We start from the raw sequence: 22,155 nt of genomic DNA, 5'->3' as shown, positions 1-22,155 counted from the left end.
GCGTCCTCCTCCCCGCACCGGCGGAACCTTACAACGTCAAGGGCGGTGCTCGTCCGATCGGTCGAGGCCTTCGGGACCGCCCGTCCATCGCCATGGTAGGCACCCGGACGCCGGCGGCCCGAGCGCGGGTCAGCGGCGGCGGAACGCGGTGCGCAGGGCCGCGTGGGCGGACGGCGGGGCGGCGACGTGGTCGAGGGCGAGGAGCGCCGCGCCGAGGAGCGGGGGGTCCTCGGGGACGAGCAGGCGGGCGCGGGGGGCGAGGTCGGCGTAGCGGTCCGCGACGGCGTCCATCAGCAGCGGCCGGCGGGCCGCCAGGACGCCCCCGCCGAGGACGACCTCGGCGGGGGTGCCCAGCAGGTCCAGGCGGCGCAGCGCGACCGAGCCCAGGACCGCCACCTCCTCGGCGAGCCGGAGCACCACGCCGCGGGCCACCTCGTCGCCGTCCTCGGCGGTGTCCAGCAGGACGGGGGCGAGGGCGGTGAGACGCCCCGGGTCGATCTCGCCGAGATGGAGGGCGAGGCCCACGTCGATGGCGCGGGCCACACCGAAGTGGGCGGCGACCGCGGCGGTCAGCGCCGTCTCCGGTCCCCGGCCGTCCTCGCCGCGGATGGCGTGCCACAGCGCCGAGCGGCCGAGCTCCCCGCCTCCGCCCCAGTCGCCGGTGTGGGGGCCGAGGGAGGGGAACCGCGCGGTGCGCCCGTCGGGGGCGACGCCCGCGCAGTTGATCCCGGCGCCGCAGACCACCGCGACGCCCCAGCCGTCGGTGACGGCACTGCGCAGCAGCGCGAAGGTGTCGTTGCCGACCCTCACGCTCGGCGCGGCGCCCCGGGCGAGCAGGAGCTTCTCCAGCCGCTCCTCCTCGCCCGGCAGGTCGACGTTGGCCAGGTAGGCGGCCAGGTGGACGACGCCGCCGGCCCGGACGCCGGCGGCGCGCAGCGCCCTGCCGATATCCGCGGTCAGGGCGTCGAGCGCGGCGTCGAGCCCGGCGGCCTGCGGGCGGAACCCCTCGCCGCGCACGGTGGCCAGCAGGTCCCCGGCGGTGGTGGCGACGGCCGCGTCGGTCTTGCTGTTGCCGCCGTCGACGGCGACCAGCACGCCTGCGGCCATCAGGCCGCCCACGGCAGGTGGGCGCGGTTGGCGGCGACAAGGTCGCGGGCGAGGCGCTCGGCGACGTCCCACTGCCCCACGAGGGGATGCGCGAGCAGCGCGGCGGCGACCCGGTGCACGCCGCCGCGCAGCGACGCGTCCAGGGCCAGCTCCTCGTACGCCGACACGTGCGCGACCAGACCGGCGAGCAGCGGCTCCATGGGAGGCACGGGCAGCGGCACCGCGCCGGACGCGGTGATCCGCGCCGGCACCTCGATGACCGCGCGGTCGTCCAGGAACGGCAGCGTGCGGTGGTTGCGCACGTTGACGACCTGCGCGTCGCCGCGGCCGCCGACCAGGGACGCGGCCAGCTGCACGGCCGCCTCGGAGTAGAACGCGCCGCCGCGCTCGGCGAGCCGGGCGGGCCGGGTGTCCAGCGCGGGGTCGGCGTAGGCCTCCAGCAGGTCCCGCTCGAGCGCGGCGACCTCCTCGGCCCGCGACGGCGCGCCCCGCTGCTCCTCGACGACGCGGTCGTGCTCGTAGAAGTAGCGCAGGTAGTACGACGGGACGGCGCCGAGCGCCCGCAGGAACGGGGCGGGCAGGCCGGAGACGGCGGCGAGGTCGCCGGGATGCCGGTCGAGCAGGTCCGGCAGGACGTCGTGCCCGTCCAGCAGGACCGACCGCACCCAGGTGAGGTGGTTGAGCCCGGCGTGGCCGACGCCGATCCGGTCGGGCGCGACGCCCAGCAGCGCCGCCGCGCGCCGCTGGAAACCGATCGCGACGTTGCACAGGCCGACCGCGCGGTGCCCCGCGTCCAGCAGGGCGCGGGTGACGATGCCGACGGGGTTGGTGAAGTCGATGATCCAGGCGTGCGGGGCGCGGGCGGCGACGCGCCCGGCGATGTCCAGCACGACCGGGACGGTGCGCAGCGCCTTGGCGAGGCCGCCGGCGCCGGTGGTCTCCTGCCCGACGCAGCCGTGGGCCGGCGGGAGCGTCTCGTCGACGTGCCGGGCGGCCTGCCCGCCGACGCGCAGCTGGATCACGACGATCGTCGCGTCCGCGACCGCCGCGTCCAGGTCGCCGGTCGTGGCGACGCGGGCGGGGTGGCCCGCGCGGGCGAGCATCCGCGCGGCGAGCCCGCCGACGAGCTCCAGCCGCCGGGCGTCGGGGTCGGCGAGCACCAGCTCCGACACCGGCAGCGCCGCGTGCGCCCGCGCGAGCCCGTCGACCAGTTCCGGGGTGTAGGTGGACCCGCCCCCGATCACCGTCAGCTTCAACCCTTCACTCCCGTCAAGGTCACACCCTGGATGAACACGCGCTGGGCGAGGAAGAACACCACCAGCACCGGCAGGATCGTCAGCAGCGTGGCGGCCATGGTGAGGTTCCACTCGACGTGGTGGGCGGCGCGGAACGTGGCGACGCCGATGGCCAGCGTCCAGTGGTCGGGGTCGGCGTACACCAGGGGCCGGAAGTAGTCGTTCCAGCAGTAGAAGAACTGGAACAGCGCCACCGCGGCCAGGGCGGGCTTGGCCATCGGCAGGATGACGCGCAGCATCGTGCGCAGCTCGCCGCAGCCGTCCACGCGGGCGGCGTCGGCGTACTCGCGGGGGATCGTCACCAGGAACTGGCGCAGCAGGAAGATGGAGAACGCGTCCCCGAACAGCTGCGGGACGATCAGCGGCCACAGCGTGCCGGTCAGCCCGAGCCGGGCCCACACGATGTACAGCGGCACCATGGTGACCTGCGGCGGCAGCATCATCGCCGAGATCACCACGACGAGCGCCGGGCCCCGGCCGCGGAACCGGAAGCGGGCCAGCGCGTACGCCACCGGGACGCTGGAGACCAGCATGAACAGCGTGGACAGGCCCGCGTACACGGTGCTGTTGACGGTCCAGCGGACCATGTCGCCGCCGAAAACCTCCGCGAAGTTGGCGAGGTGCCAGCCGCGCGGCCACAGCTCGCCGCTGAGCGCCTGCCGGTCGGTCATCACGGCGGTCAGCAGCATGAACGCCAGGGGCGCCAGGAACATCACGCCGATCGCGACGGCGGTGGCGTGCACGGCGAGCCACAGCAGCGCGCGGCGGGCGCGCCCTCCCGGGATCATCGCGCCTCCTCTCCGGCGAACGCGCGGAACCGGCGGAGCAGGAAAACGGTGAACGCCATCGCGGTGGCGAACATGACGAGTGCCAGCACGCACGCGTAGCCCATGTTGAACTGGCGGAACCCCTGGTCGTAGAGCCACTGCGGGAACGTCAGGGTGGAGCCGTCGGGATAGCCGGGGGAGTACTGGACGCCGGGCAGGTCGGCGCGCCCGGAGGCCACCTTGCCCGCCACCATCGGCTGCGTGAAGTACTGCAGCGTCTCGATGACGCCGGTGACGGCGGAGAACGCCAGGACGGGGGACACGGTCGGCAGCGTGATGTGCCGGAACCGCGCCCAGGCGCCGGCGCCGTCGATCGCGGCGGCCTCGTACAGCGAGGCGGGCACGTTCAGCAGGGCCGCCAGCATGATGATCATGACGTCGCCGACCGCCCACAGGCCGAGCAGGGTGAGGCCGGGCTTGGCCCAGGCGGCGTCGTTGAAGAAGTCGGGCAGCGGGATCCCGAGCCGAGCGGACAGGGCCGGGAGGGGGCCGGTCCCGGGGTTCAGCAGGAACACGAACGCGACCGTGGCCGAGACGGGCGGGACCAGGTACGGCAGGTAGAGGACCGAGCGCAGCACGCCCGCGCCCCGCTTGATCCTGGTGAGCAGCTGGGCGGCGCCGAGGCCGAACAGCACCCGCAGCGGGACGAGCACGGCGACCAGCCACAGCGTGTTGCGCATCGCCGTCCAGGCGTCGCGGTCGTGCAGCAGGTAGGCGTAGTTGTCGAGGCCGACGTACTCCAGGGTGAACAGGTTGTAGCGGGTGAAGGAGAAGTAGACGGTGGCGGCGAGGGGGTAGACGAAGAACAGGCCGAACCCGGCGAGCCAGGGCGACAGGAACGCCAGGATCCGGAGCCGCCTGCGCCGGCGCGCCCGCGCGGCCGCCGTCCCGCCCCGCGCCCCGGGCAGCGGCAGGCGCGCTGATAGGGATGCCACGGTCAGCCTCCGGCGAGCTTGAGGGAGTCGTCGACCTCGCCGTCCAGCCTCTTCAGCGCCTGGCCGAGGTCGCTCACCTTGCCGGGCTCCCACTCCTCCTGGGTGAACTTCTCGAACCGGACGACGTAGTCGTTGCCGTTCGGCGTCGGCGGCGTCGTGGAGCTGTTGGGGTTCTTGAAGACGTCGAGGAACGTGCGGAACTGCGGCGGCAGCCTCAGCCCCGGCGACGACAGGGCCGGGATCGTGGAGGGCACGTTGCCGAGCGCGTTGGCGAAGGTGACCAGCGCGCCGGTGTCCGTGGTGAGGTAGCGGACGAACTCCCAGGCCGCAGGGGCGTGCCTGGCACCGCGCGGGATCCCGATGACGGTGCCGGTGACGAACCCGCCGCCGTAGGCGCTCGCCCTGTCGTCGGAGACGGGGACGGGCGCCGTGCCGTAGTCGAGCCCGGGCGCCTCCTTCTGGATGAACCTGGTGCGCCACTCGCCGTCCACGGCCATCGCCGTCCTCCCCTTCTCGAAGGGGTTGGACGACTCGAACTCCTGGCCCATCGAGCGCAGGAACTTCTTGACGTTGTCGTAGCCGTACCAGTCGATGAGGCTCTTGTTCCACTTCAGGTAGGCCTGGAAGGCGGGGTCGCCGGAGAAGTTGGCCCTGCCGTCGTCGGTCAGCCACCTGACGCCGAACTGCGGTGCCAGGTGCTGGACCTGGTGCTCGTAGTACTGGACGGACGGCATGAACCCGGCGACCTTGATGGTGCCGTCGGGGGAGCGGACGGTGAGCTTCCTGGCGAGCGCGGTCAGCTCGCTCATCGTCTTCGGCGGCTGCTCGCCCTTCATGAGCTTCTTGTTGTAGTAGAGGCCGTAGGCGTCGGCCAGCAGCGGCATCGCGCAGCGGGTGCCCTTGTACTCGGTGTAGCTCCGCACCGCCCGGGGGAACTGGTTCAGGTCCAGCCCGGACTTGGCGATGCGGGGCGAGAGGTCCTGCCACGCGCCGCTCTGGCACCACTGCCCGACGCTGTCGGTGGTGAAGGACGACACCACGTCCGGCGGGTTCCCGCCGCGGATGGCGTTGGTGATCCGGTCGTCGGTCTGGCCGTTGACGAGCTTGACCGTGATGTTGGGGTGGGCCTTGTTGAAGCCGGCGACGGCGTCCTGGAAGGCCTTCACCTCGTGCGGGGCGCTCCAGCCGTGCCAGACCTCGATGGTCTGCTTCTCGCCGGACGCGGGGCCCTTGCCGGACTGGTCGCCGCCGGCCGTGCACCCGGCCGCGAGGGCCAGCCCGGCGGCGGCCGCGGCCGCCGCGAGGCGGCGTGTTGTGGTGGTGGGCACTCCGGTTCTCCTTCGGGGGGTGGGGAACGGGCGTGGTGGAGGACGGCTGGGTCAGGGGATGGTGGTGGTGAAGACCTCGTCGCGGGTCTCCCGGAGCGCCTGCTGCAGGGCCCCGGCCAGGACGGGGTTGCCCTCGACGGTGCTGAGCCGCACCTCGGGCCGCGGGATCGTCAGGCTGTGCAGGTGCTGCTCGACGCGTGCGCGCAGTGGTTCCCCGCCGGCGCGCAGGACGTCGCCGGTGAGGACGACGAGCGCGGGGTCGATGACGGCCACGACCGTGGCGAGCGTGGCGCCGAGCCTGGTGGCGAGCTCGGTGAGGGCGCGTTCCGCGCGGGCGCCCGCGTCCGTGGCCGTGCGCCGGCCCGCGGTCTGCACGTCGGCGGCGGCGCGGCTGAGCGCGGTGGCGGCGTCGCGTCCGCGGAAGCCGTGCTCGCGCATCAGCCTCAGCACGGCCGCGCCGCCGGTGAGGCTGTGCACGCCGCCGGTGTGGGTGCGCCGCACGTCCCGCATGAGCGGGGCGCCGACGGCGGGCATGTACCCGATCTCCCCGGCGCCGCCGGTCGCGCCCCGGTGCAGGGTGCCGTTCAGCACGACGGCCATGCCGACGCCGTCGGCGACCCACAGCAGGACGAAGTCCGCCGCGCCCTCGGCCCGCCCGCCGGCCCGCTCGGCGAGCGCGGCGAGGTTGACGTCGTTCTCGATCGCGACGCGCACGCCGAGCCCGCCGCTCAGGGTGTCCACCAGGTCGGGGATGTGCCAGCCGGGGATGTGCGAGGCGTAGCCGAGGCGGCCGGTGGCGGGGTCGACGGCGCCCTGGATGCCGACGACGGCGCGGTCGAGGCGGTCCCGGGTGAGGCCGGCCGCGGCGGCGGCCCCGTCGAGCGCGGCGGCCATCCGGGCGACGACGTCCACGCCGGTGCGGCCGGGGGTGGGCAGCGTGTGCTCGCCGACGACCGTCCCGGCGAGGTCGGCGACGCTGGCGCGGATCCGCGCGGGGGTGACGTCGGCGCCGGCGACGTGGGCGGCGGCGCCGTTGATCCGGTACAGCTCGGCGGTGCGGCCGGGCAGGCCCTCGCGGACGCCGTCGCGGACGACGAGCCCGGCCTGTTCCAGCCGCGCGAGCAGCTGGGAGGCGGTGGGCTTGGACAGGCCGGTGAGGCCCGAGATCTGCGGCCGGGTCAGCGGCCCCCGGGCCAGCAGCGCCTCCAGCGCGGCGCGGTCGTTGATCGCCCGAAGCAGGCTGGGCGTTCCGGGGACGGGCACGGACACGGCGGCTCCTCCGAGTTAAGAAGGTTTCCTAACTTGGAGGGAAACGTAAGTACCGGCTTCCGGTTCCGTCAAGACCCGGGACGGCTCAGGGGGCGGTGACGATGAAGGCGGAGTTGCCGAAGCCGACCTCGTCGCCGGGCCGGACGCGGGCCGGGCCGGTCAGCCGGTACCCGTTCACGCGGGTGCCGTTCATCGACCCCAGATCGGAGATGATCCAGCCCTCGTCCGCGCGGTGGATCTCGGCGTGGAAGCGGGACACGGTGAGGTCGGTGAGGACGAACTGGCAGGCGGGGGCGCGGCCGACGACGATGCGGCCGAGCTCGCGCGGCGGAAGCATGAACTTGGGCAGCCGCGGGGCCCGCCACGCCGCCTCGATCCGCGCGGTCGCCTCCGAGACCGAGGAGATGAGCCCGGTCAGCCGGTTCACGACGCGGTTGGAGGTCGGCAGGTCGTGCACGATGCCGGCCAGCTCGGCCTGGCTGCGCGCCTGCAGCACCTGGTCGACACGGCGCTCGAACGTCTCGTTCGACATCCGGCCCTCGGCCACGCGCTCGCTGAGGACGCGCAGCACCCGGTCCCGTTCCGTGTCGGACGCTCTCACCGGGAATGAGGGCTGACCGTCCATAGCTGTGAGTATCCAGTCCCCGTCGTCGGCTGTCCAGAAAGGCCCGTCGGGCCGAGGGCGGGCGATCGCCCTCACCCGCCCTCCACCTTTCGACGCCGCCCCGGCCCCGGAAGTTCGCCCCGGGACGGCGACCGGCGGACGCCGCGGCCGGCCGGACGGGGCCTCAGCGCGACAGCAGGTCGCGGGCGATGTGGGTGACCTGGATCTCGTCCGTGCCGGCGTAGATCTGGAAGGACTTGGCGTCGCGGGCGAGCTGCTCCACGCGGTACTCGCTCATGTAGCCGTTGCCGCCGAACAGCTGCACGGCCTCCTGGGCGACCTCGCTGGCGGCCTGCGCGGCGTACAGCTTCATCGCCGACGCCTCGGCCAGGGTCGGGGCGCGCCCGGCGCGCTGCATCTCGATGTGCCGGAACACCAGGTTCTGGACGTTGAGGCGCGCGACCTCCATCTTCGCCAGCTTGAGCTGGATGAGCTGGAAGTCGCCGATGCGCTGCCCCCACAGCTCGCGGGTCTTGGCGTACTCGACCGACAGCCGCAGGCACTCCTCGATGACGCCGAGGGCCATCGCGGCGACGCCGGCGCGCTCGGTGACGAAGTTCTGGCGGGCCGACTCCTTGCCGCCCTGCGAGCCGGAGGCCAGGAGCCGGTCGGCGCCGGCGCGCACGTCGTTCAGGAACAGCTCGCCGGTGGGGGAGGAGTGCAGCCCCATCTTGCGCAGCGGCTTGCTCTGCTCCAGGCCGGGCATGCCCCGGTCGAGGACGAAGGTGAGGATCTCCCGGTCGCGCGGAGCGTCACCGTTGTCGAGCTTGCAGTAGAAGACGATGGTGTCGGCGTAGGGGCCGTTGGTGATGAAGGTCTTGCCGCCGTTGATGACGTACTCGTCGCCGTCCTTGCGCGCGGTGGCCTGCATCCCGCCGAACGCGTCCGATCCGGAGTTCGGCTCGGTGATCGCCCAGGCGCCGACCTTCTCCATGGTGAGCAGCGGGAGGGCCCAGCGCTCCTTCTGCTCGGGCGTGCCGCGCTTCATGATCGTCCCGGCGGCGAGGCCGAGCCCGACGCCCATCGCCGAGACCAGGCCGGGCGCGACCTTGCACAGCTCGATGACCGGGATCATCGACATCGCCGCGTTGCCGCCGCCGGGCCGGTCGTCGCCGGAGCCCCCGGCGGAGGCGGAGTCCCCACCCTCGCGCTCCTTGGCGAGCCGGGCGTGGAAGGACGAGCGGGCCATCTCGTCCATGCCGAACGTCTTGTAGAGGTTGCGGAGCAGGTCGTAGGGAGGCAGCTCGCCCGACTCCAGCGCGTCCAGGTTCGGGCGGACCTCCGCGTCGATCCAGCCGCGCACCGCGTCCCGGATCATCAGGTCTTCCTCGGACCATTCGATCATGCTCTGTTCCCGCCCTCTCGACTCCCGCCGGGTACCGGGGCCCATCAAAGCAGAGTCTGAAAGCGATCGCTTATTCGGGGCCCGCTAGCCGAGATCGACCACGTCGGCGAGGACGCCGTCCGCCGTGAGCCGGTCGGGGGCGGGGCTGTCGTACACGACCAGGAGCCGGGTGCCCGGCTCGTCCAGCACGGCGATGCCCTCGGCGTGGTCGTCGCCGTCGCCGTGGGGCAGCTCGCCCAGCACCTCGAGCTCGCCGGCCGGGACGATCGACCCGGCGTCGGCGCGGGCCGCGCCCCGCCACCGCAGGAGCCGCACCGGGCCGTCCAGGTCCATGCTCGGCCCGGTGAGGACGAGCAGGTCGTCGCCGTGCGGGCACAGGTCGCGGACGCCGAGGCCGCCGAGGTCCAGGAAGTGGGTGCGGTAGGGCTCGCCTTCGTCGCCGACCGGCAGCGCCCGCAGGCGACGCGGGTCCCGCGGGTGGGAGCCCGGGTGGATCTCCACCAGCACCGCCCAGCCGCGCAGGACGGGGCCGCGCAGCCCGATGTAGAGGCGGTCGCCGTGCACGGCGAGGCCCTCGATGTCCAGGCCGTTGTCCTTGCTCGGGATGGAGAGGAACGGCGCGAGGTGCGGGTCGTCGGCCAGCAGGTCGGCGATGGAGTCGCCGTCCAGGCCGAGGACGGCCGCCGTCCGCCCGCCGTCCTCGGCGACGGCGCGGGGCAGCCCGTCGTCACCGGTGACCAGGGGGATGCGCGCGAGGATGAAGCGGTTGTCCTCCCGGACGACGGTGGCGAGGCGCTTGCGGGCCTTGGCGTCGCCGTTCCCCGGCTTGATCTTCTTGCGCTTGAGGCTGTGGGAGCCGATCGCCCACAGCCAGCCGTCGGCGCGGGCGAGGCCCTCGATGTCGGCCTCCTCGTCGGCGCCGGCGGGCAGCGGGACGAGGTCGGCGAGCGCGATCGTGGCCTGCGCGTCGTAGCCGGTGACGCGCCCGTCCTCGCCGGTGACGGCGGTGAGCCGCTCGACGGTGGCCGTCTCGTCGCCCGCCACCCACAGGCAGCGGCCGTCCTGGCGCACGGCGGACAGGTTGACGTGCGTCTGCGCCTCGCGGCTCTCCTGGCGAAAGCGCAGCTCGACGCGGCGTTCCACGATCATTGGGGAATGCTCCCACAGCGGCGCGGGGGAGGCGACGCCGGGAACGGTCCAGAACCGGTCCTCAGGCGTCCCAGAGGACGTCCAGCCGCGCGGGCTTGCGGAACACCAGCCCGTGCGGCCGCGCGGGGCGGGCGGGATCGAGCCGCAGCCCGGGCAGGCGGTCCAGCAGCGCGGCGAGCGCGGTGCGGGCCTCCAGCCGGGCCAGGTGGGCGCCGAAGCAGAAGTGCGGCCCGTGCGCGAACGCCAGGTGCTCGGCGGCGTTGCGGCGCCGCACGTCGAACCGGTCGGGGGCGGGGAACACCGAGGGGTCGCGGTTGGCGCCGGCGATCGACACCCGCACGAGGTCGCCCGCCCGGACGGCCGCGCCGCCGAGTTCGGCGTCGCGGACGGCGTACCGGTCGACGACCGAGGCCGCGGGCTCCAGCCGCAGCGACTCCTCGATCGCGGCGGGCAGCAGTTCCGGATCGTCCAGGACGAGCCGGAGCTGGTCGGGGTGCCCGAGCAGGTGCAGCGCGGCGTTGACGATCATTCCTTCGGTGGTGTCGATGCCGCCGAACATCAGGATCGCGGCGTCGGCGACGACCTCGGCGGTGCTCAGGTCGCCGCGGGCGGCCCCGGCCAGCAGGGACCCGGGGCGGGCGGCGGCGATCGCCTCCTCGACCGCCGCGCGCAGCAGCCGGTACGCCTCGTCCGCGCCTGCGGGCGCCGCGCCGCCGGCGGTGATGGCGGACACGGCCTCCACGAAGGCGCCGTACCAGGAGCGGACGGTCGCGGCGTCCACGCCGTCCAGCCCGAGGGCCTCGGTGACGACCCCGACGGCGAGCGGCCCGGCCAGCTCGCCGCGCAGCTCGGCGCGGCCCGCCGGCGCCAGGGCGCCGACGAGCCGGTCGGTCTCGGCCTCGACGAACGCGGTGAACCGCTCCCGGGTCCGCGCGGGGCGGAACGGCCGGGCGAACGCGTCGCGGTGCCGGGTGTGGACGGGGCCGTCCAGCGACAGCATGCTCGGCCCGACGACCTGGGCGGTGGAGAAGCGCGGGTCGTCCACGGTGTACGCGGCCGCGTCGCGCATGACCTGCAGCGCCGGGCCGCGGGCGGTCACCAGCCAGCCGCCCAGCGCGGGGAGCCAGGAGACCGGTTCGCGCTCGCGGAGCCGGGCCAGGTGCGGGTGCGGGTCGTCCTCCAGGGCGGCGGCCGTCACCGAGGCGCCGAGCGGGAAACGGGAGGTCAGGTCGAGGGTCACCCGTCCCAGCCTAATCCGACATGTTTCGGATCTACAACGTAAAGGCGTCGGCCATGGCGGCTCAGGCCGTCTGCGACCGCTGCCGCCACCACTCCCGGCCCTCCTCCGGTAGCGTGTAGATCGGGTCGTGGTACTCGTAGCGGCGGGTCAGCGCCTCGGGGTCCGACAGCTCCAGGCCGGTGCGGTAGTTCTTGGTCCAGTAGGAGATGCCGCGCTCGCGGTCGTAGTCGGCGAGCTGGTGCACCCACCGCTTGCCGACGTAGGGGACGTCGCAGACGATCCGCGGGGTGGCGAAGCCGGGCAGGTATCCCATGATCGCGTGCTGGAGATCCTGCGCCTCCCAGACCGCGAGCCGCCAGTGCTCGCTGCTCGGGATCATGTCGCACATGTAGAGGTAGTACGGCAGGATTCCGGCCTCGTCGAGCAGCGCGAACGACAGGTCGAGCAGCGCCTCGGGCGTGTCGTTCACGCCGCGCAGCAGCACGCCCTGGTTGCGCACGTCGCGGATGCCGGTGTCGAGCATGGCGCGGGCCGCCCTGGCGACCAGCGGCGTCACCGACTGGGCGGCGTTGACGTGGGTGTGGATCGCGATCTGCACGCCGCGCGCGTTCGCCTTGGCCGCCAGGCGCTCCATCCCGGCGCGGACGTCGTCCTGCAGCCAGTGCTGCGGCAGTCCCATGAGCGCCTTGCTGGCCAGCCGGATGTCGCGGATGTTGTCGATGTCCAGCAGCGAGTCGACGAACGACTCCAGGCGCGCCCACGGCATGTTGGCGACGTCGCCGCCGGAGACGACCACGTCGCGGACGCCGGGGGAGCGGCGCAGGTAGTCCAGCATGGCGCCGAGCCGGTCCGGCGGCTTGATGGTGAACTTGTGCTTGTCGACGGTCGGCGTGGAGTTGCCGACCAGGTCCATGCGGGTGCAGTGGCCGCAGTACTGCGGGCAGGTCGGCAGGAGCTCGGCCAGGACCTTGGTGGGGTAGCGGTGGGTGAGGCCCTCCACGGCCCACATCTCGGCCTCGTGGAGGGAGTCCCGGGAGGCGTGCGGATGGGACGGCCAGTCGGTGCGCCGGTCGCTGAACACCGGCAGCATGTAGCGGCGCACGGGATCTGCGTAGAAGGCCTCGGTGGAGGAGGCGTCCATCGTGTTCAGCATCTGCGGCGGCAGCAGCATCGACATGGTGGCGCGCTCGGCCTGGTCGCGTTCCAGGTCGGCGTAGAAGCGCTCGTCGAGCAGGTCGCCCATGACCCGCCGCAACTGCCGCACGTTCTTGACGCAGTGGGCGCGCTGCCACTGCGCCGACTCCCACTCGGCCTCCGTGACGTCCCGCCAGCCCGGCAGGCGCCGCCAGTCGGGCTCGGCCAGCGGCCGGCGCCGGTAGGCGTAGGGCTGGCGCGCGGCCTCCTCGGACTGGAGGGCGTCCGGGTGCAGGGCAGTGGTCATCGTCGACCGCCTCCTCGCCTCACATTGATCGCATAAAAGTCTTGTGTGCCGCCGACGTTACGGGAAGACTTTCGATGAAACCAGGGGTGTCCTGGATATCTTGCGTAAATCACCTCGATGTTGGGAGAAGGGCGGCATGGCGATGACCGGAGGCGGGACGGGCACGGCGGTCGGGCTGCACCGGGTGCTGGAGCCCGCGGGCGTCCTGCCGCAGGCCGCGCTGCGGCTGGATCCCGACCCGCGGATCCGGCCGGACGAGGTGCGGATCGGCGTCGAGCGCCTCAACCTGGACGCCGCGTCCTACCGCCAGTTGCACACCGCGCACGGCGGCGACCCGGACGCGATCCGCGCCGAGGTGCTGCGGATCATCGGCCGGCGCGGCAAGATGCACAACCCGGTGACCGGATCGGGCGGCATGCTCGTCGGCGTGGTCGAGGAGGCCGGGCCGGACTCGCCGCTCGGCCTGAAGCCCGGCGACCGCGTCGCCACCCTGGTGTCCCTCACCCTCACCCCGCTGGCCGTCACCGACGGGCTCGCGGAGTGGGACGGTCGGTCCGAGCAGGTGCCGGCGCGGGGCCACGCGATCCTGTTCGCGCGCTCCATCGCCGCCGTCCTGCCCGACGACCTGCCGGTTCCGCTGGCCCTCGCCGTCATGGACGTGTGCGGCGCGCCCGCCCTCACCCACCGCGTCGTGTCGGCGCGCGAGGACGGCCCCGTCGTGCTGGTGCTGGGCGCGGCCGGCAAGAGCGGCTGCCTGTCGATGGCCGCCGCCCGCCGCGCCGGCGCGTCCCGCGTGATCGGGCTGGTGCCCACCGCGGAGGAGGAGGAGCGGCTGGCGGCCTCGGGCCTGGCCGACGCCGTCGTGCGCGCCGACGCCCGCGACCCGGTGGCGGTCGCGGCGGCCGTCGGCGAGCCGGCCGACGTCACCGTCGTGTGCGTGGACGTGCCGGGCTGCGAGCACGGCGCGATCCTCGCCACCGCGCCCGGCGGCACCGTGGTGTTCTTCTCGATGGCGACCTCGTTCCCGGCCGCCGCGCTCGGCGCCGAGGGGCTGGCCGCCGACGTCACGATGCTCATCGGGAACGGCTACGTCCCCGGGCACGCCGAGACCGCCCTCGGCCTGGTGCGGTCGGAACCCGCCGTGCGTGCGCTGTTCACCTCCCGGACCGGTGCCGATTCGGCAGAATGACCGGAACCATCCCGGCCGCGGCGGGGACCCGTCCGATCATCGAGGGAGAGAGCATGGCGATCATCACCGAGGAACTGCGCGGGCGGGATCCCAAGGAGCGCCAGGCGCAGATCGTCGACGTCCTGGTCGACGCGTTCTCGGACCTGATGGAGCGCAGCCCCGCCGAGTTCCGCCGCCGCTTCCGCAAGATGGCCTCCGACCCGTTCGCGTTCTACCGGGGCAGCGCCTGCCTGTTCTACGCCGACATCGTGCACGACGACGACCCGTGGGCCGACGAGCGCACGTCCCGCGTGTGGATCCAGGGCGACCTGCACGCGCAGAACTTCGGCACCTACATGAACGACGACGGCGTCTTCGTCTTCGACGTCAACGACTACGACGAGGCCTACGTCGGCCACTTCACCTGGGACGTCAAGCGGCTGGTCGCCAGCCTGGCGCTGCTGGCGTGGCAGAAGGCGATCTCCGACGCCGACATCCGCCGGCTCATCGAGACCTACGTGCGCGCCTACGTCGACCAGGTCCGCAGGTTCGCCGCGCACGAGGGCGACGAGAAGTTCGCGCTGACGCTCGACACCACCGACGGCTACGTCCGCGACGTGCTGGTCGCCGCGATGGGCGGCACCCGGACCGGGCTGCTGGAGGGCATGACCGTCGTGTCCGGTGCCGAACGCCGGTTCCGCGACCGCCCCGGCGTCCGCCGGCTGGACGACGCCGAGCGCGCCGAGGTCGAGGCCGCCTACGCCGAGTACCTCAAGACGATCCCGCACGAGAAGCGCTTCGGCAGCCTCACCTATGAGATCAAGGACATCGTCGGCGCGTCCGGGTTCGGCATCGGCTCCGCGGGCCTGTCGGCCTACAACATCCTCGTCGAGGGCAACACCCAGGCGCTGGAGAACGATGTCGTCCTGTCGATGAAGCAGGGCAACGTCGCCGCCGCCAGCCGGGTCGTCGACGACCCCCGCATCCGCGAGTACTTCCAGCACCACGGGCACCGCACCGCCGTGTCGCGGCGCGCGCTGCAGGCCAACAGCGACCCGTGGCTCGGCCACACCCGCATCGGCGGCGTCGGCTACGTCGTGCAGGAGCTGTCGCCCTACGAGGAGGACCTGGACTGGAGCGGCCTCACCGAGCCCGAGGACATGCTGTCGGTGCTGGACGACCTGGGCCGCGCCACCGCCAAGGTGCACTGCGTGTCCGACACCGACTCCGACCACACCCTGGTCGGGTTCCAGGTCGAGGACGCCATCGACGCGGTGATCGGCCCGGACGAGTCGGCGTTCGTGGAGGCGATGGTGGCGTTCGGCACCGAGTACGCCGAGATCGTCCGGGAGGACCACACCTACTTCGTGGACGCGTTCCGCAACCACGAGATCCCCGGCCTGTAGGGCGGGTCAGGGCCCGCCGGGGCGGATCAGGAGCAGCGCGATGTCGTCGTGGCCCCGCTGGTCGGACAGCAGGGCCATGACTCCGTCGGCGGTGTCCTCCAGCGTCCCGTGCTGGGAGGCGACCAGCGCGGAGGCGAGCCGGGCGACGCCGTGCGCGATCCGCGGGCCGGGCGGCGGTCGGGCTCAGTGGGCGAAGGCGATGGCGGTGCCGGCGCTGATGACGACGGCGATGACGACCAGCACGAGTGAGGAGCGCAGCGGGTCGCGGCGCTGCGGGGGTGCCTTCTTCGGGCGGGGTGCCGCGTGCGCCCGCACCGGTGCGGGCTTCTTGGCCTTCTTGGGCGGTGCCGGTTCGGGGCGCGTGCGCGGAGGCGGGACCGGCGCGCGGGGCGCGTCGGGCGCGGGCCGCGGCTTCGGGGCCGCCGCCGGCGGCGGGGCCGGGGCCGGCGGTTCGGGCGCCGGGGGAGCGGGAGGCGCTGGTTTCGGCGGCGGCTCCGGCGGAGCCTGTGGAGGCGGCGGCGGCTCCGGCGGTTCGGGGGTGCCGGGGGGCGGCTCCTGCGGGGGCGGTGGCGGGGCGGTGTCCGGGGGCTCGCAGCCGTCGGCGGAACCGGTGCCGATCTCGATGTCGACGCACAGGCTGATCAGGGGCGTCGGCGTCGGGTCGGCGTGCGCGGCGGCGGGGAGGCCGAGCAGCACGGTGGGCAGTGTCAGCGCGGGCAGGGCGAGGCCCGGCAGCGTCCGGCGCGTCGGCCTGCGGAGCGCCGGTGCGCGCACCGGCAGGGCGCGGGCCCGCCGGGCCCCGGCGGTCGGGGCGGGGCGGCGGCGCATCAGCCGCCTCCCGCGATGCGCAGCAGGTCGGCGTGCAGGCCGGTGAACGCCTCGGGCCCGACGGCGAGGGCGCCGGTGAAGACGTGGGAGACGTCGACGGTGAGGTAGGCCCCGGCGGCGAGCAGCGCCGCCATCAGCGACAGCGGCACCAGCGCCATGCCGCGCGGGCGCGCGCCCGCGAGGAAGGGCAGCAGCAGGACGACGACACCGGTGACGAGGGTGACGCCGAGCAGGCCGGCGGGCGGCGTCGTCCGGGCGTCCATGGCGCGCTGCCTCCGCGCCGCGGAGATCTCGCCGAGGTGGTCCAGGACGGCGCTGCGGGCGTCCTTGGCCTCGTCGGTGCCGGCCTGGACGGCGATGACCTCGCGGCGCAGCCGGTCGAGGTCGGCCCAGCCGCGGGAGGTGAGGCGGCCGTTCTTCATCAGCCGCCACTCGGGGCCGCGCACGAGTTCGACGTAGGCGATGAGCCCGTCCTGGACGCGCCGCGCGTCGGCCGCCGGGAGGCGCTGGGCGGCCCAGTACGCCTCGGCGATCGCCTGGCTCTCGGTGTAGGTGTTGGAGCGGGCGGCGTCCGACGTGGTCCACGGCACGACGATGGCGATGGCGAACGCCAGCAGGAACAGCGCGGACAGCATCGCCCCGGTATGGGAGGAGGTGGCGCCGTCGGGGGCGGCGTCGTCCACGGTCCCGCGCGTGTTCCGTACCAGCCGGCTCGCCACGATGACCACGCCGACGGCGCAGGCCGCGGCCGCGAAATAAAAGATCATGCCCCTCCCGGAATCGGTCCGTCCATGACCAGCGGTGAGCATAGCTTTACTCAGAGTCGTTGCGGGATGGGTTTTCGCAGACCGTCACCTGGCGGTGAGGTGACCGCTCGGAGAGGGAAGATGGGGCTGCCCGCCGACGGAAGGTGGGGAGATCTGGTGGTAGTTCTTGTGGAATACGGTGTCCGTACCGGAAGATCTCCCGTAGAGAACTCGGTATGAAGGATGATTGTTAGGACCGGCCTGAGAGGGGCGGCCGCGTGAGGGGAGACGGCAATGGCGCCGCAGGGAAAGCTGGACCTCGACCCGGAGGCGGTGCGCACCGCCCGGCGCCTGGCCGCCCGGGCCGCCGAACCCATCATCGACATGGCCCGCTCCCACACCACCGTCTCGGTCGAGCGGGCGCTGCTGCGGCTGGCGGGACTGACCGGCGCCGACGATGAGGGGCGGCCCTGGGCCAACCACCTCGCCGACGCCGTCCGCGACCAGGTCGGCCTGGAGCACGGGCTCGCCCTGCCGGTGTGGGACGCGCTGCTGGCCGGCCCGCACGGCTCCCTGGACGACCTGGCCCGCGCCGCGGCCCGGGGGCGGGTGTCGTTCCGGCTGCCGGCGGGCACCGAGGCCGAGCACGCCCGCAAGGCCGCGGGCGAGGCGGCCCGCGGCGGCATGGCGCGCATCGACCGGCGCCGCGCCGAGCGCGACCGGCTGCTGGCCGAACTGCCCACCCCCGACCGGGCCGACCCGCCGCGGCCGCTGGTCTACCTGATCGTGGCGACCGGCGACATCTACGAGGACATCCCGCAGGCGCAGGCCGCCGCGCGCGAGGGCGCCGACGTCGTCGCGGTGATCCGCTCCACCGGGCAGTCGCTGCTGGACTTCGTGCCCGAGGGCGCCACCCGGGAGGGCTACGCCGGCACCTACGCCACCCGGGAGAACTTCCGGCTGATGCGCGCGGCCCTGGACGACGTCTCCCGCGAGCTCGGCCGGTACGTGCGGCTGACGAACTACGCCTCCGGGCTGTGCATGCCGGAGATCGCGACGCTGGCCGGGCTGGAGCGCCTGGACATGATGCTGAACGACTGCATGTACGGCATCATCTTCCGCGACATCAACCCCCGCCGCACCTTCATCGACCAGCGGTTCTCCCGGCAGATCCACGCCCGCGCCGGCATCGTCATCAACACCGGCGAGGACAACTACCTCACCACCGCCGACGCCGTCGACGCCGCGCACACCGTGGTGGTCAGCCAGCTGCTGAACGAGCGGTTCGGGCACGAGGCGGGCCTGGCCGACGACCAGCTCGGCCTCGGCCACGCCTTCGAGATCAACCCGGCGATCCCCGAGTCGTTCCGGATGGAGCTGGCGCACGCCCAGCTCGTCCGGGAGCTGTTCCCAGGCGCGCCGCTGAAGTACATGCCGCCGACCAAGCACATGACCGGCAACATCTTCGCCGGCTACCTGCTGGACGCGTTCTTCAACCTCGCCGGCGTGCTGACCGGGCAGTCGATCATCCTGATCGGGATGATGACCGAGGGCATCCACACCCCCTGGCTGTCGGACCGCGACCTGGCGCTGGAGAACGTCCGCTACGTCCGGGACGCCTGCGGGAACCTCTCCGAGGACTTCATGCCCCGCCCGGACGGGATGCTCGTCCAGCGCGCCAAGCAGGTGCTGTCGGAGTCGGTGGAGCTGCTGGAGCGCATCGCCGACGACGGACTGCTCGAGGCCATCGCCGAGGGCACGTTCGGCGTCACCCGCCGCCCCGCCGACGGCGGCAAGGGCCTGGACGGCGTCGTCACGCGCGCCGACGGGTACTTCAATCCCGCCATCGAGATCCTCGACACCGAGGACCCCCACGCCGCCCGATCCATCGCCGCCGACCAGGAGGTGCCCGCATGACGGTCGAGAGCCCCGGAACCGGTACCGGGACCCAGGCCCCCGCCGAGCCCGCCGACACCCGGCAGGTGATCCGCCCCTACGGCGACACCACGGGCGACGGCATGGTGCAGATGTCGTTCACGCTTCCCGTCCCCGCCGGCAAGCGCGCCGAGGCGGCCGCGTTGCAGCTCGCCGGGAAGATGGGCCTGGACCCGGCCAGCGTCGTCCACGCCAAGCCGATGGGGCCCGACTTCACCTTCTTCATCGTGTACGGCAAGGTGCGGCACCTCATCGACTACGCCTCCATCCCCGTCCCGGAGGAGCGCGCCTACCCGCTGCTGTCGTCGCAGGAGGTGAACCTGGCGATCCGCGAGGCGCTGAACCGGCGGCTGGTCGTCGTCGGGGCGTGCATCGGTACCGACGCGCACACCGTCGGGATCGACGCGATCCTCAACGTCAAGGGCTTCGCGGGGGAGAAGGGCCTGGAGTACTACCGGGAGATCCAGGTCGTCAACATGGGCGCCCAGGTCACGGTCGAGGAGCTGGTGGAGCGCGCCAAGGCCGAGAACGCCGACGCGGTCCTGGTGTCACAGGTCGTCACCCAGCGCAACGCCCACCTGCACAACACCAAGCAGATGGCCGCGGCGTTCCACGCCGAGTACCCGACCGCGGTGGCCGGGGGCATGGGGCGGCCCCTGCTGGTCGTCGGCGGCCCCCGCTTCGACACCGTCACCGAGGACGACCTCGGCGTCGACCGCATCTTCGGCAAGGGCACGACGCCCGCCGAGGTCGCCAGCTACCTCGTGCACGCCCTGCTGCCCGGCGAGCACGGGTCCACGACCATGGAGGAAGAGTGAGCGACCCCCGTGAGGGACTGACCGTCACCCACCGCCGCTACATCCCCTACTCGCACGCCCACTACGCCGGCGACCTGGTCGACGGCGCCTACGTGCTGGGCCTCTTCGGGGACGTCGCCACGGAGCTGTGCGTCCGTACCGACGGCGACGAGGGCCTGTTCGCGTCCTACTCCGACGTGCAGTTCCGCGCGCCGGTCCGGGCCGGGGACGTCCTGGAGACCACCGCCGTGCTGGCCCGCGCCGGCACCCGCAGCCGCGTGATGGACTTCGAGGCCCGCGTGGTGTGCCGGGGCCGCCCCGACAAGGGCGAGTCGGCGGCCGAGGCGCTGCCCGAGCCGATCGTCGCGGTCACCGCGACCGGGACCGTCGTGGTCCCGGCCCCGGGAGGCTGACCGGCGCCCCGCGGCGGAACCGTGATCGGCAGGGCGTCAGGCGAAATCGCCGAACGCCCTGATCATGGTTTTGAGCTGGGACGACATGGAGTCGCCGCAGAACATGCGGCGGTTGACAAGGTGGCGGAAGCCGGTAGTTTTGCTGCAGTCCAGCACGGGACTCACCGATCGGCCGCCTGAGGGGCCGCCGGGCGCCGCGCCGCGACGGGAACGGGGGACCACGCGAGTGGTCGGCCACCGTGCCCGCCCGAGCCAGCGCGGTGATCCGCGGCCGTGTCCGGGCGGAGCCGTCCGATCGTGCGGGGGGTTGGACCCGGGAAGGGCCCGGACATCCAGTAGAAAACGGAGCCTCGTTCTCACCGCCTGTGGGACGACTCCGGCCCGACGGATGTCGCGGGCCCTCCTCCGTGTCCGGCCCCCGTGCAGCCCAGTGCGGCCCAATGCGGCCCCGTGCCCGGGCCCTCCACGGCCTCCGCCCCGCAGCGGGTGAGCCGTCCGCTTCCGCCGCGACCTGGGCCCATGGTCGCCGCGGGCGCCCGGGGCCGGTAGCGTTCCGGAAGAGACCCGAGTGAACGAGGTGGGACGTGGCCCAGGAGACCCTCCCGGACCGGTCGCCGGCGGCGGGGCCGGGCGACGGCCCGGGCGGCGAGCCCGGCGCCGGGGCGCCGAGCGGGCGGCTCGGCCGCCTGCGGCGCGGCCTGCGCTCCGGCGGCCGCGCGGGCTGGCCCCGCACGCTGCTGGCCGCGGCGGCCGGGCTGCTGATGTGGCCGGCCCTCCCCCCGTTCGACCTCACGCCCCTCGCGCCGGTCGGCGTCGCGCTGCTGACCCTCGTGCTGATCGGCCGGACCGCCCGCACCGGCGCCTGGCTCGCCTTCCTCGCCGGCGCGGCGTTCTTCATCCCCGCGCTGGAGGGGATCTCCCGGATCGGCCCGGACGGCTGGATCATCCTCAGCCTCGTCGAGGCCGCCTACTTCCTGCCCCTCGGCGCGGGGATCGCGGTGGTCACCCGGCTTCCCGGCTGGCCGGTCTGGACGGCCGCGCTGTGGGTCGCGGAGGAGCTCGTCCGCGGCCGCGTGCCCTTCGGGGGCTTCCCGTGGGCGCGGCTGGCGTTCAGCCAGACGGCCACGCCTCTCACCCCCTACGCGTCCTTCGGCGGCGCGCCGCTGGTCACGTTCCTGACGGCCCTGATCGGCGGGCTCCTCGCCTGCGCCGCGGTGGCCGTCCACCGCGCCCGCTCCGAGGGCGCCGTCCACCAGGGCGGGGACGCGGGTAAGCCGCCTCGGCCCCGCCGGGCGCTGCTGCCCGCGGCGGTCTGCCTGGCCGCGGTCGGCGCCGTCGTCGGCGGAGGCCTGCTGATCCCCACGCCCGCCGACGGCCGCCCGGTCACGGTCGCGGTCGTCCAGGGCAACGTGCCGCGCCTCGGCCTGGACTTCCTCGGCCAGCGCAAGGCCGTGCTGGACAACCACGTCAAGGCCACCCACGATCTGGCCGCGCGGGTCCGCGCGGGGCGGCTCGCCAAGCCGGAGCTGGTGGTGTGGCCGGAGAACGCCAGCGACCTGGACCCCTACACCGAGCCCGACGCCTACAACGCCATCGACGGCGCGGTGAAGGACATCGGCGTCCCCGTCCTCGTCGGCGCCCTCACCGACACCCCCGACGGGGAGAAGGTCGAGAACCGCGGCATCGTCTGGGACCCCTGGACCGGCCCGGGCGACTACTACGTCAAGCGGCATCCCGTCCCGTTCGGCGAGTACCTGCCGTTCCGCGACGTCCTGACCAAGCTGATCACCCGGTTCGAGCGGATCCCCCGCGACTTCGCCAAGGGCGACCGCTCCGGAGTGATGGAGCTCGGGCCGGTGGACATCGGCGACGTGATCTGCTTCGAGGTCGCCTACGACAAGGAGGTCCGCGACGTCTCGCGCGGGAACCTGCTGGTCGTGCAGACCAACAACGCCACCTACGGCAAGACCAGCCTGCCGCCCCAGCAGATCGCCATGTCGCGGCTGCGGGCGGTCGAACATGGCCGTACGATCTTGGTAGCCGCGACGAGCGGGATCAGCGCCATCGTCGCCCCCGACGGCCGGATGGTCGACCGGTCCCGGGAGTTCGTCCCGGCCGTCCAGGTCGCGTCCGTCCCGGCGCGCACGTCGCGGACGGCGTCGGACCGGCTGGGGGAGGCGCCGGAGTGGGCGCTGGCGCTGCTCGGACTCGGCGCGGTCTGCGCGGCGGCATGGACAGCCAGGAAGAACGAGGGGAATTGAC

General features: G+C 73.7%; 19 protein-coding genes. 6 read left to right on the top strand and 13 right to left on the bottom strand.

The genetic code is table 11. The features are described from left to right. Window positions 1-129: 129 nt before the first annotated feature. The 11 genes from BKA00_RS10110 to BKA00_RS10060 all read right to left on the bottom strand — a co-directional run bounded on the left by BKA00_RS10110 (window position 130) and on the right by BKA00_RS10060 (window position 12,600). Window positions 130-1,107: an N-acetylglucosamine kinase gene (locus tag BKA00_RS10110; RefSeq protein WP_185024666.1), complete on the bottom strand. Its 978-nt coding sequence runs from the start codon at window positions 1,105-1,107 to the stop codon at window positions 130-132. Continuing rightward, a complete protein-coding gene (locus tag BKA00_RS10105; RefSeq protein WP_185024665.1) occupies window positions 1,107-2,363 on the bottom strand; it encodes a 6-phospho-beta-glucosidase in 1,257 nt (418 codons plus the stop codon). The genes BKA00_RS10110 and BKA00_RS10105 overlap by 1 nt, the downstream gene beginning before the upstream one ends. Continuing rightward, window positions 2,360-3,190 (bottom strand): carbohydrate ABC transporter permease, encoded by an 831-nt coding sequence (locus tag BKA00_RS10100; RefSeq protein ID WP_185024664.1) that lies wholly within the window; start codon window positions 3,188-3,190, stop codon window positions 2,360-2,362. The genes BKA00_RS10105 and BKA00_RS10100 overlap by 4 nt, the downstream gene beginning before the upstream one ends. Next, window positions 3,187-4,164 carry a carbohydrate ABC transporter permease gene (locus BKA00_RS10095; protein ID WP_230298853.1) on the bottom strand — a complete coding sequence of 326 codons (978 nt, stop codon included), beginning with the start codon at window positions 4,162-4,164 and terminating at the stop codon, window positions 3,187-3,189. Before BKA00_RS10095 ends, BKA00_RS10100 begins: the two co-directional genes overlap by 4 nt. A 2-nt stretch (window positions 4,165-4,166) precedes the next feature. Further along, complete coding sequence (locus BKA00_RS10090) at window positions 4,167-5,492, bottom strand: ABC transporter substrate-binding protein (protein WP_185024663.1); 1,326 nt, start codon at window positions 5,490-5,492, stop codon at window positions 4,167-4,169. 51 nt (window positions 5,493-5,543) lie between these two features. After that, window positions 5,544-6,761: an ROK family transcriptional regulator gene (locus tag BKA00_RS10085; protein WP_185024662.1), complete on the bottom strand. Its 1,218-nt coding sequence runs from the start codon at window positions 6,759-6,761 to the stop codon at window positions 5,544-5,546. An 85-nt stretch (window positions 6,762-6,846) separates the two neighbouring features. Then, entirely contained in the window at window positions 6,847-7,362 is a 516-nt protein-coding gene (locus BKA00_RS10080; protein ID WP_338072113.1) for an FHA domain-containing protein, read from the bottom strand. Between the two features lie 187 nt (window positions 7,363-7,549). Further along, window positions 7,550-8,770 (bottom strand): acyl-CoA dehydrogenase family protein, encoded by a 1,221-nt coding sequence (locus BKA00_RS10075; RefSeq protein WP_185024660.1) that lies wholly within the window; start codon window positions 8,768-8,770, stop codon window positions 7,550-7,552. A gap of 84 nt (window positions 8,771-8,854) precedes the next feature. Beyond that, entirely contained in the window at window positions 8,855-9,919 is a 1,065-nt protein-coding gene (locus BKA00_RS10070) for a DUF3616 domain-containing protein (protein WP_185024659.1), read from the bottom strand. Between the two features lie 61 nt (window positions 9,920-9,980). Continuing rightward, window positions 9,981-11,159 (bottom strand): cytochrome P450, encoded by a 1,179-nt coding sequence (locus tag BKA00_RS10065; RefSeq protein WP_185024658.1) that lies wholly within the window; start codon window positions 11,157-11,159, stop codon window positions 9,981-9,983. A gap of 61 nt (window positions 11,160-11,220) precedes the next feature. Continuing rightward, window positions 11,221-12,600, bottom strand: a complete 1,380-nt coding sequence (locus tag BKA00_RS10060) for a KamA family radical SAM protein (protein WP_185024657.1) — start codon at window positions 12,598-12,600, stop codon at window positions 11,221-11,223. A gap of 136 nt (window positions 12,601-12,736) precedes the next feature. On the opposite strand from BKA00_RS10060, the gene kdd reads away from it, so the two are divergent. Further along, window positions 12,737-13,789: an L-erythro-3,5-diaminohexanoate dehydrogenase gene (gene kdd, locus BKA00_RS10055; protein WP_230298852.1), complete on the top strand. Its 1,053-nt coding sequence runs from the start codon at window positions 12,737-12,739 to the stop codon at window positions 13,787-13,789. Between the two features lie 53 nt (window positions 13,790-13,842). After that, the gene (locus tag BKA00_RS10050; RefSeq protein ID WP_185033959.1) at window positions 13,843-15,174 is read left to right on the top strand and encodes a DUF2252 domain-containing protein; all 1,332 of its coding nucleotides are present in this window, start codon (window positions 13,843-13,845) and stop codon (window positions 15,172-15,174) included. Between the two features lie 183 nt (window positions 15,175-15,357). On the opposite strand, the gene BKA00_RS10045 is transcribed toward BKA00_RS10050, so the two are convergent. Together BKA00_RS10045 and BKA00_RS10040 are read right to left on the bottom strand one after the other, a co-directional pair. Next, entirely contained in the window at window positions 15,358-16,002 is a 645-nt protein-coding gene (locus BKA00_RS10045; RefSeq protein WP_185024656.1) for a hypothetical protein, read from the bottom strand. Further along, a complete protein-coding gene (locus tag BKA00_RS10040) occupies window positions 16,002-16,769 on the bottom strand; it encodes a bestrophin-like domain (RefSeq protein ID WP_185024655.1) in 768 nt (255 codons plus the stop codon). The genes BKA00_RS10045 and BKA00_RS10040 overlap by 1 nt, the downstream gene beginning before the upstream one ends. Window positions 16,770-17,042: 273 nt before the next feature. On the opposite strand from BKA00_RS10040, the gene kamD reads away from it, so the two are divergent. From kamD to lnt, 4 genes are all read left to right on the top strand, one after another. After that, complete coding sequence (kamD, locus tag BKA00_RS10035) at window positions 17,043-18,665, top strand: lysine 5,6-aminomutase subunit alpha (RefSeq protein WP_185024654.1); 1,623 nt, start codon at window positions 17,043-17,045, stop codon at window positions 18,663-18,665. Then, a complete protein-coding gene (gene kamE / locus BKA00_RS10030; protein ID WP_185024653.1) occupies window positions 18,662-19,501 on the top strand; it encodes a lysine 5,6-aminomutase subunit beta in 840 nt (279 codons plus the stop codon). Before kamD ends, kamE begins: the two co-directional genes overlap by 4 nt. Continuing rightward, a complete protein-coding gene (kal, locus tag BKA00_RS10025; protein WP_185024652.1) occupies window positions 19,498-19,893 on the top strand; it encodes a 3-aminobutyryl-CoA ammonia lyase in 396 nt (131 codons plus the stop codon). The genes kamE and kal overlap by 4 nt, the downstream gene beginning before the upstream one ends. 584 nt (window positions 19,894-20,477) lie before the next feature. Beyond that, window positions 20,478-22,154: an apolipoprotein N-acyltransferase gene (gene lnt, locus BKA00_RS10020; protein WP_230298851.1), complete on the top strand. Its 1,677-nt coding sequence runs from the start codon at window positions 20,478-20,480 to the stop codon at window positions 22,152-22,154. Window position 22,155 lies beyond the last annotated feature (1 nt).

This window comes from Actinomadura coerulea, from assembly GCF_014208105.1.
GTDB classification, from domain to species: Bacteria; Actinomycetota; Actinomycetes; order Streptosporangiales; family Streptosporangiaceae; genus Spirillospora; species Spirillospora coerulea.
The sequence above is the reverse complement of the archived record's forward strand: the minus strand, read 5'-3'. Positions and strand labels throughout refer to the sequence as shown.

Excerpts from the sequence above, each read along its gene's own strand:
- BKA00_RS10045 (WP_185024656.1), bottom strand. The coding sequence starts at position 16,002 with ATGCGCCGCCGCCCCGCCCCGACCGCCGGGGCCCGGCGGGCCCGCGCC.
- BKA00_RS10050 (WP_185033959.1), top strand. The coding sequence starts at position 13,843 with ATGGCGATCATCACCGAGGAACTGCGCGGGCGGGATCCCAAGGAGCGC.
- BKA00_RS10100 (WP_185024664.1), bottom strand. The coding sequence starts at position 3,190 with ATGATCCCGGGAGGGCGCGCCCGCCGCGCGCTGCTGTGGCTCGCCGTG.
- kdd (WP_230298852.1), top strand. The coding sequence starts at position 12,737 with ATGGCGATGACCGGAGGCGGGACGGGCACGGCGGTCGGGCTGCACCGG.
- BKA00_RS10070 (WP_185024659.1), bottom strand. The coding sequence starts at position 9,919 with ATGATCGTGGAACGCCGCGTCGAGCTGCGCTTTCGCCAGGAGAGCCGC.
- kamD (WP_185024654.1), top strand. The coding sequence starts at position 17,043 with ATGGCGCCGCAGGGAAAGCTGGACCTCGACCCGGAGGCGGTGCGCACC.
- BKA00_RS10060 (WP_185024657.1), bottom strand. The coding sequence starts at position 12,600 with ATGACCACTGCCCTGCACCCGGACGCCCTCCAGTCCGAGGAGGCCGCG.
- kamE (WP_185024653.1), top strand. The coding sequence starts at position 18,662 with ATGACGGTCGAGAGCCCCGGAACCGGTACCGGGACCCAGGCCCCCGCC.
- BKA00_RS10075 (WP_185024660.1), bottom strand. The coding sequence starts at position 8,770 with ATGATCGAATGGTCCGAGGAAGACCTGATGATCCGGGACGCGGTGCGC.
- BKA00_RS10110 (WP_185024666.1), bottom strand. The coding sequence starts at position 1,107 with ATGGCCGCAGGCGTGCTGGTCGCCGTCGACGGCGGCAACAGCAAGACC.
- BKA00_RS10040 (WP_185024655.1), bottom strand. The coding sequence starts at position 16,769 with ATGATCTTTTATTTCGCGGCCGCGGCCTGCGCCGTCGGCGTGGTCATC.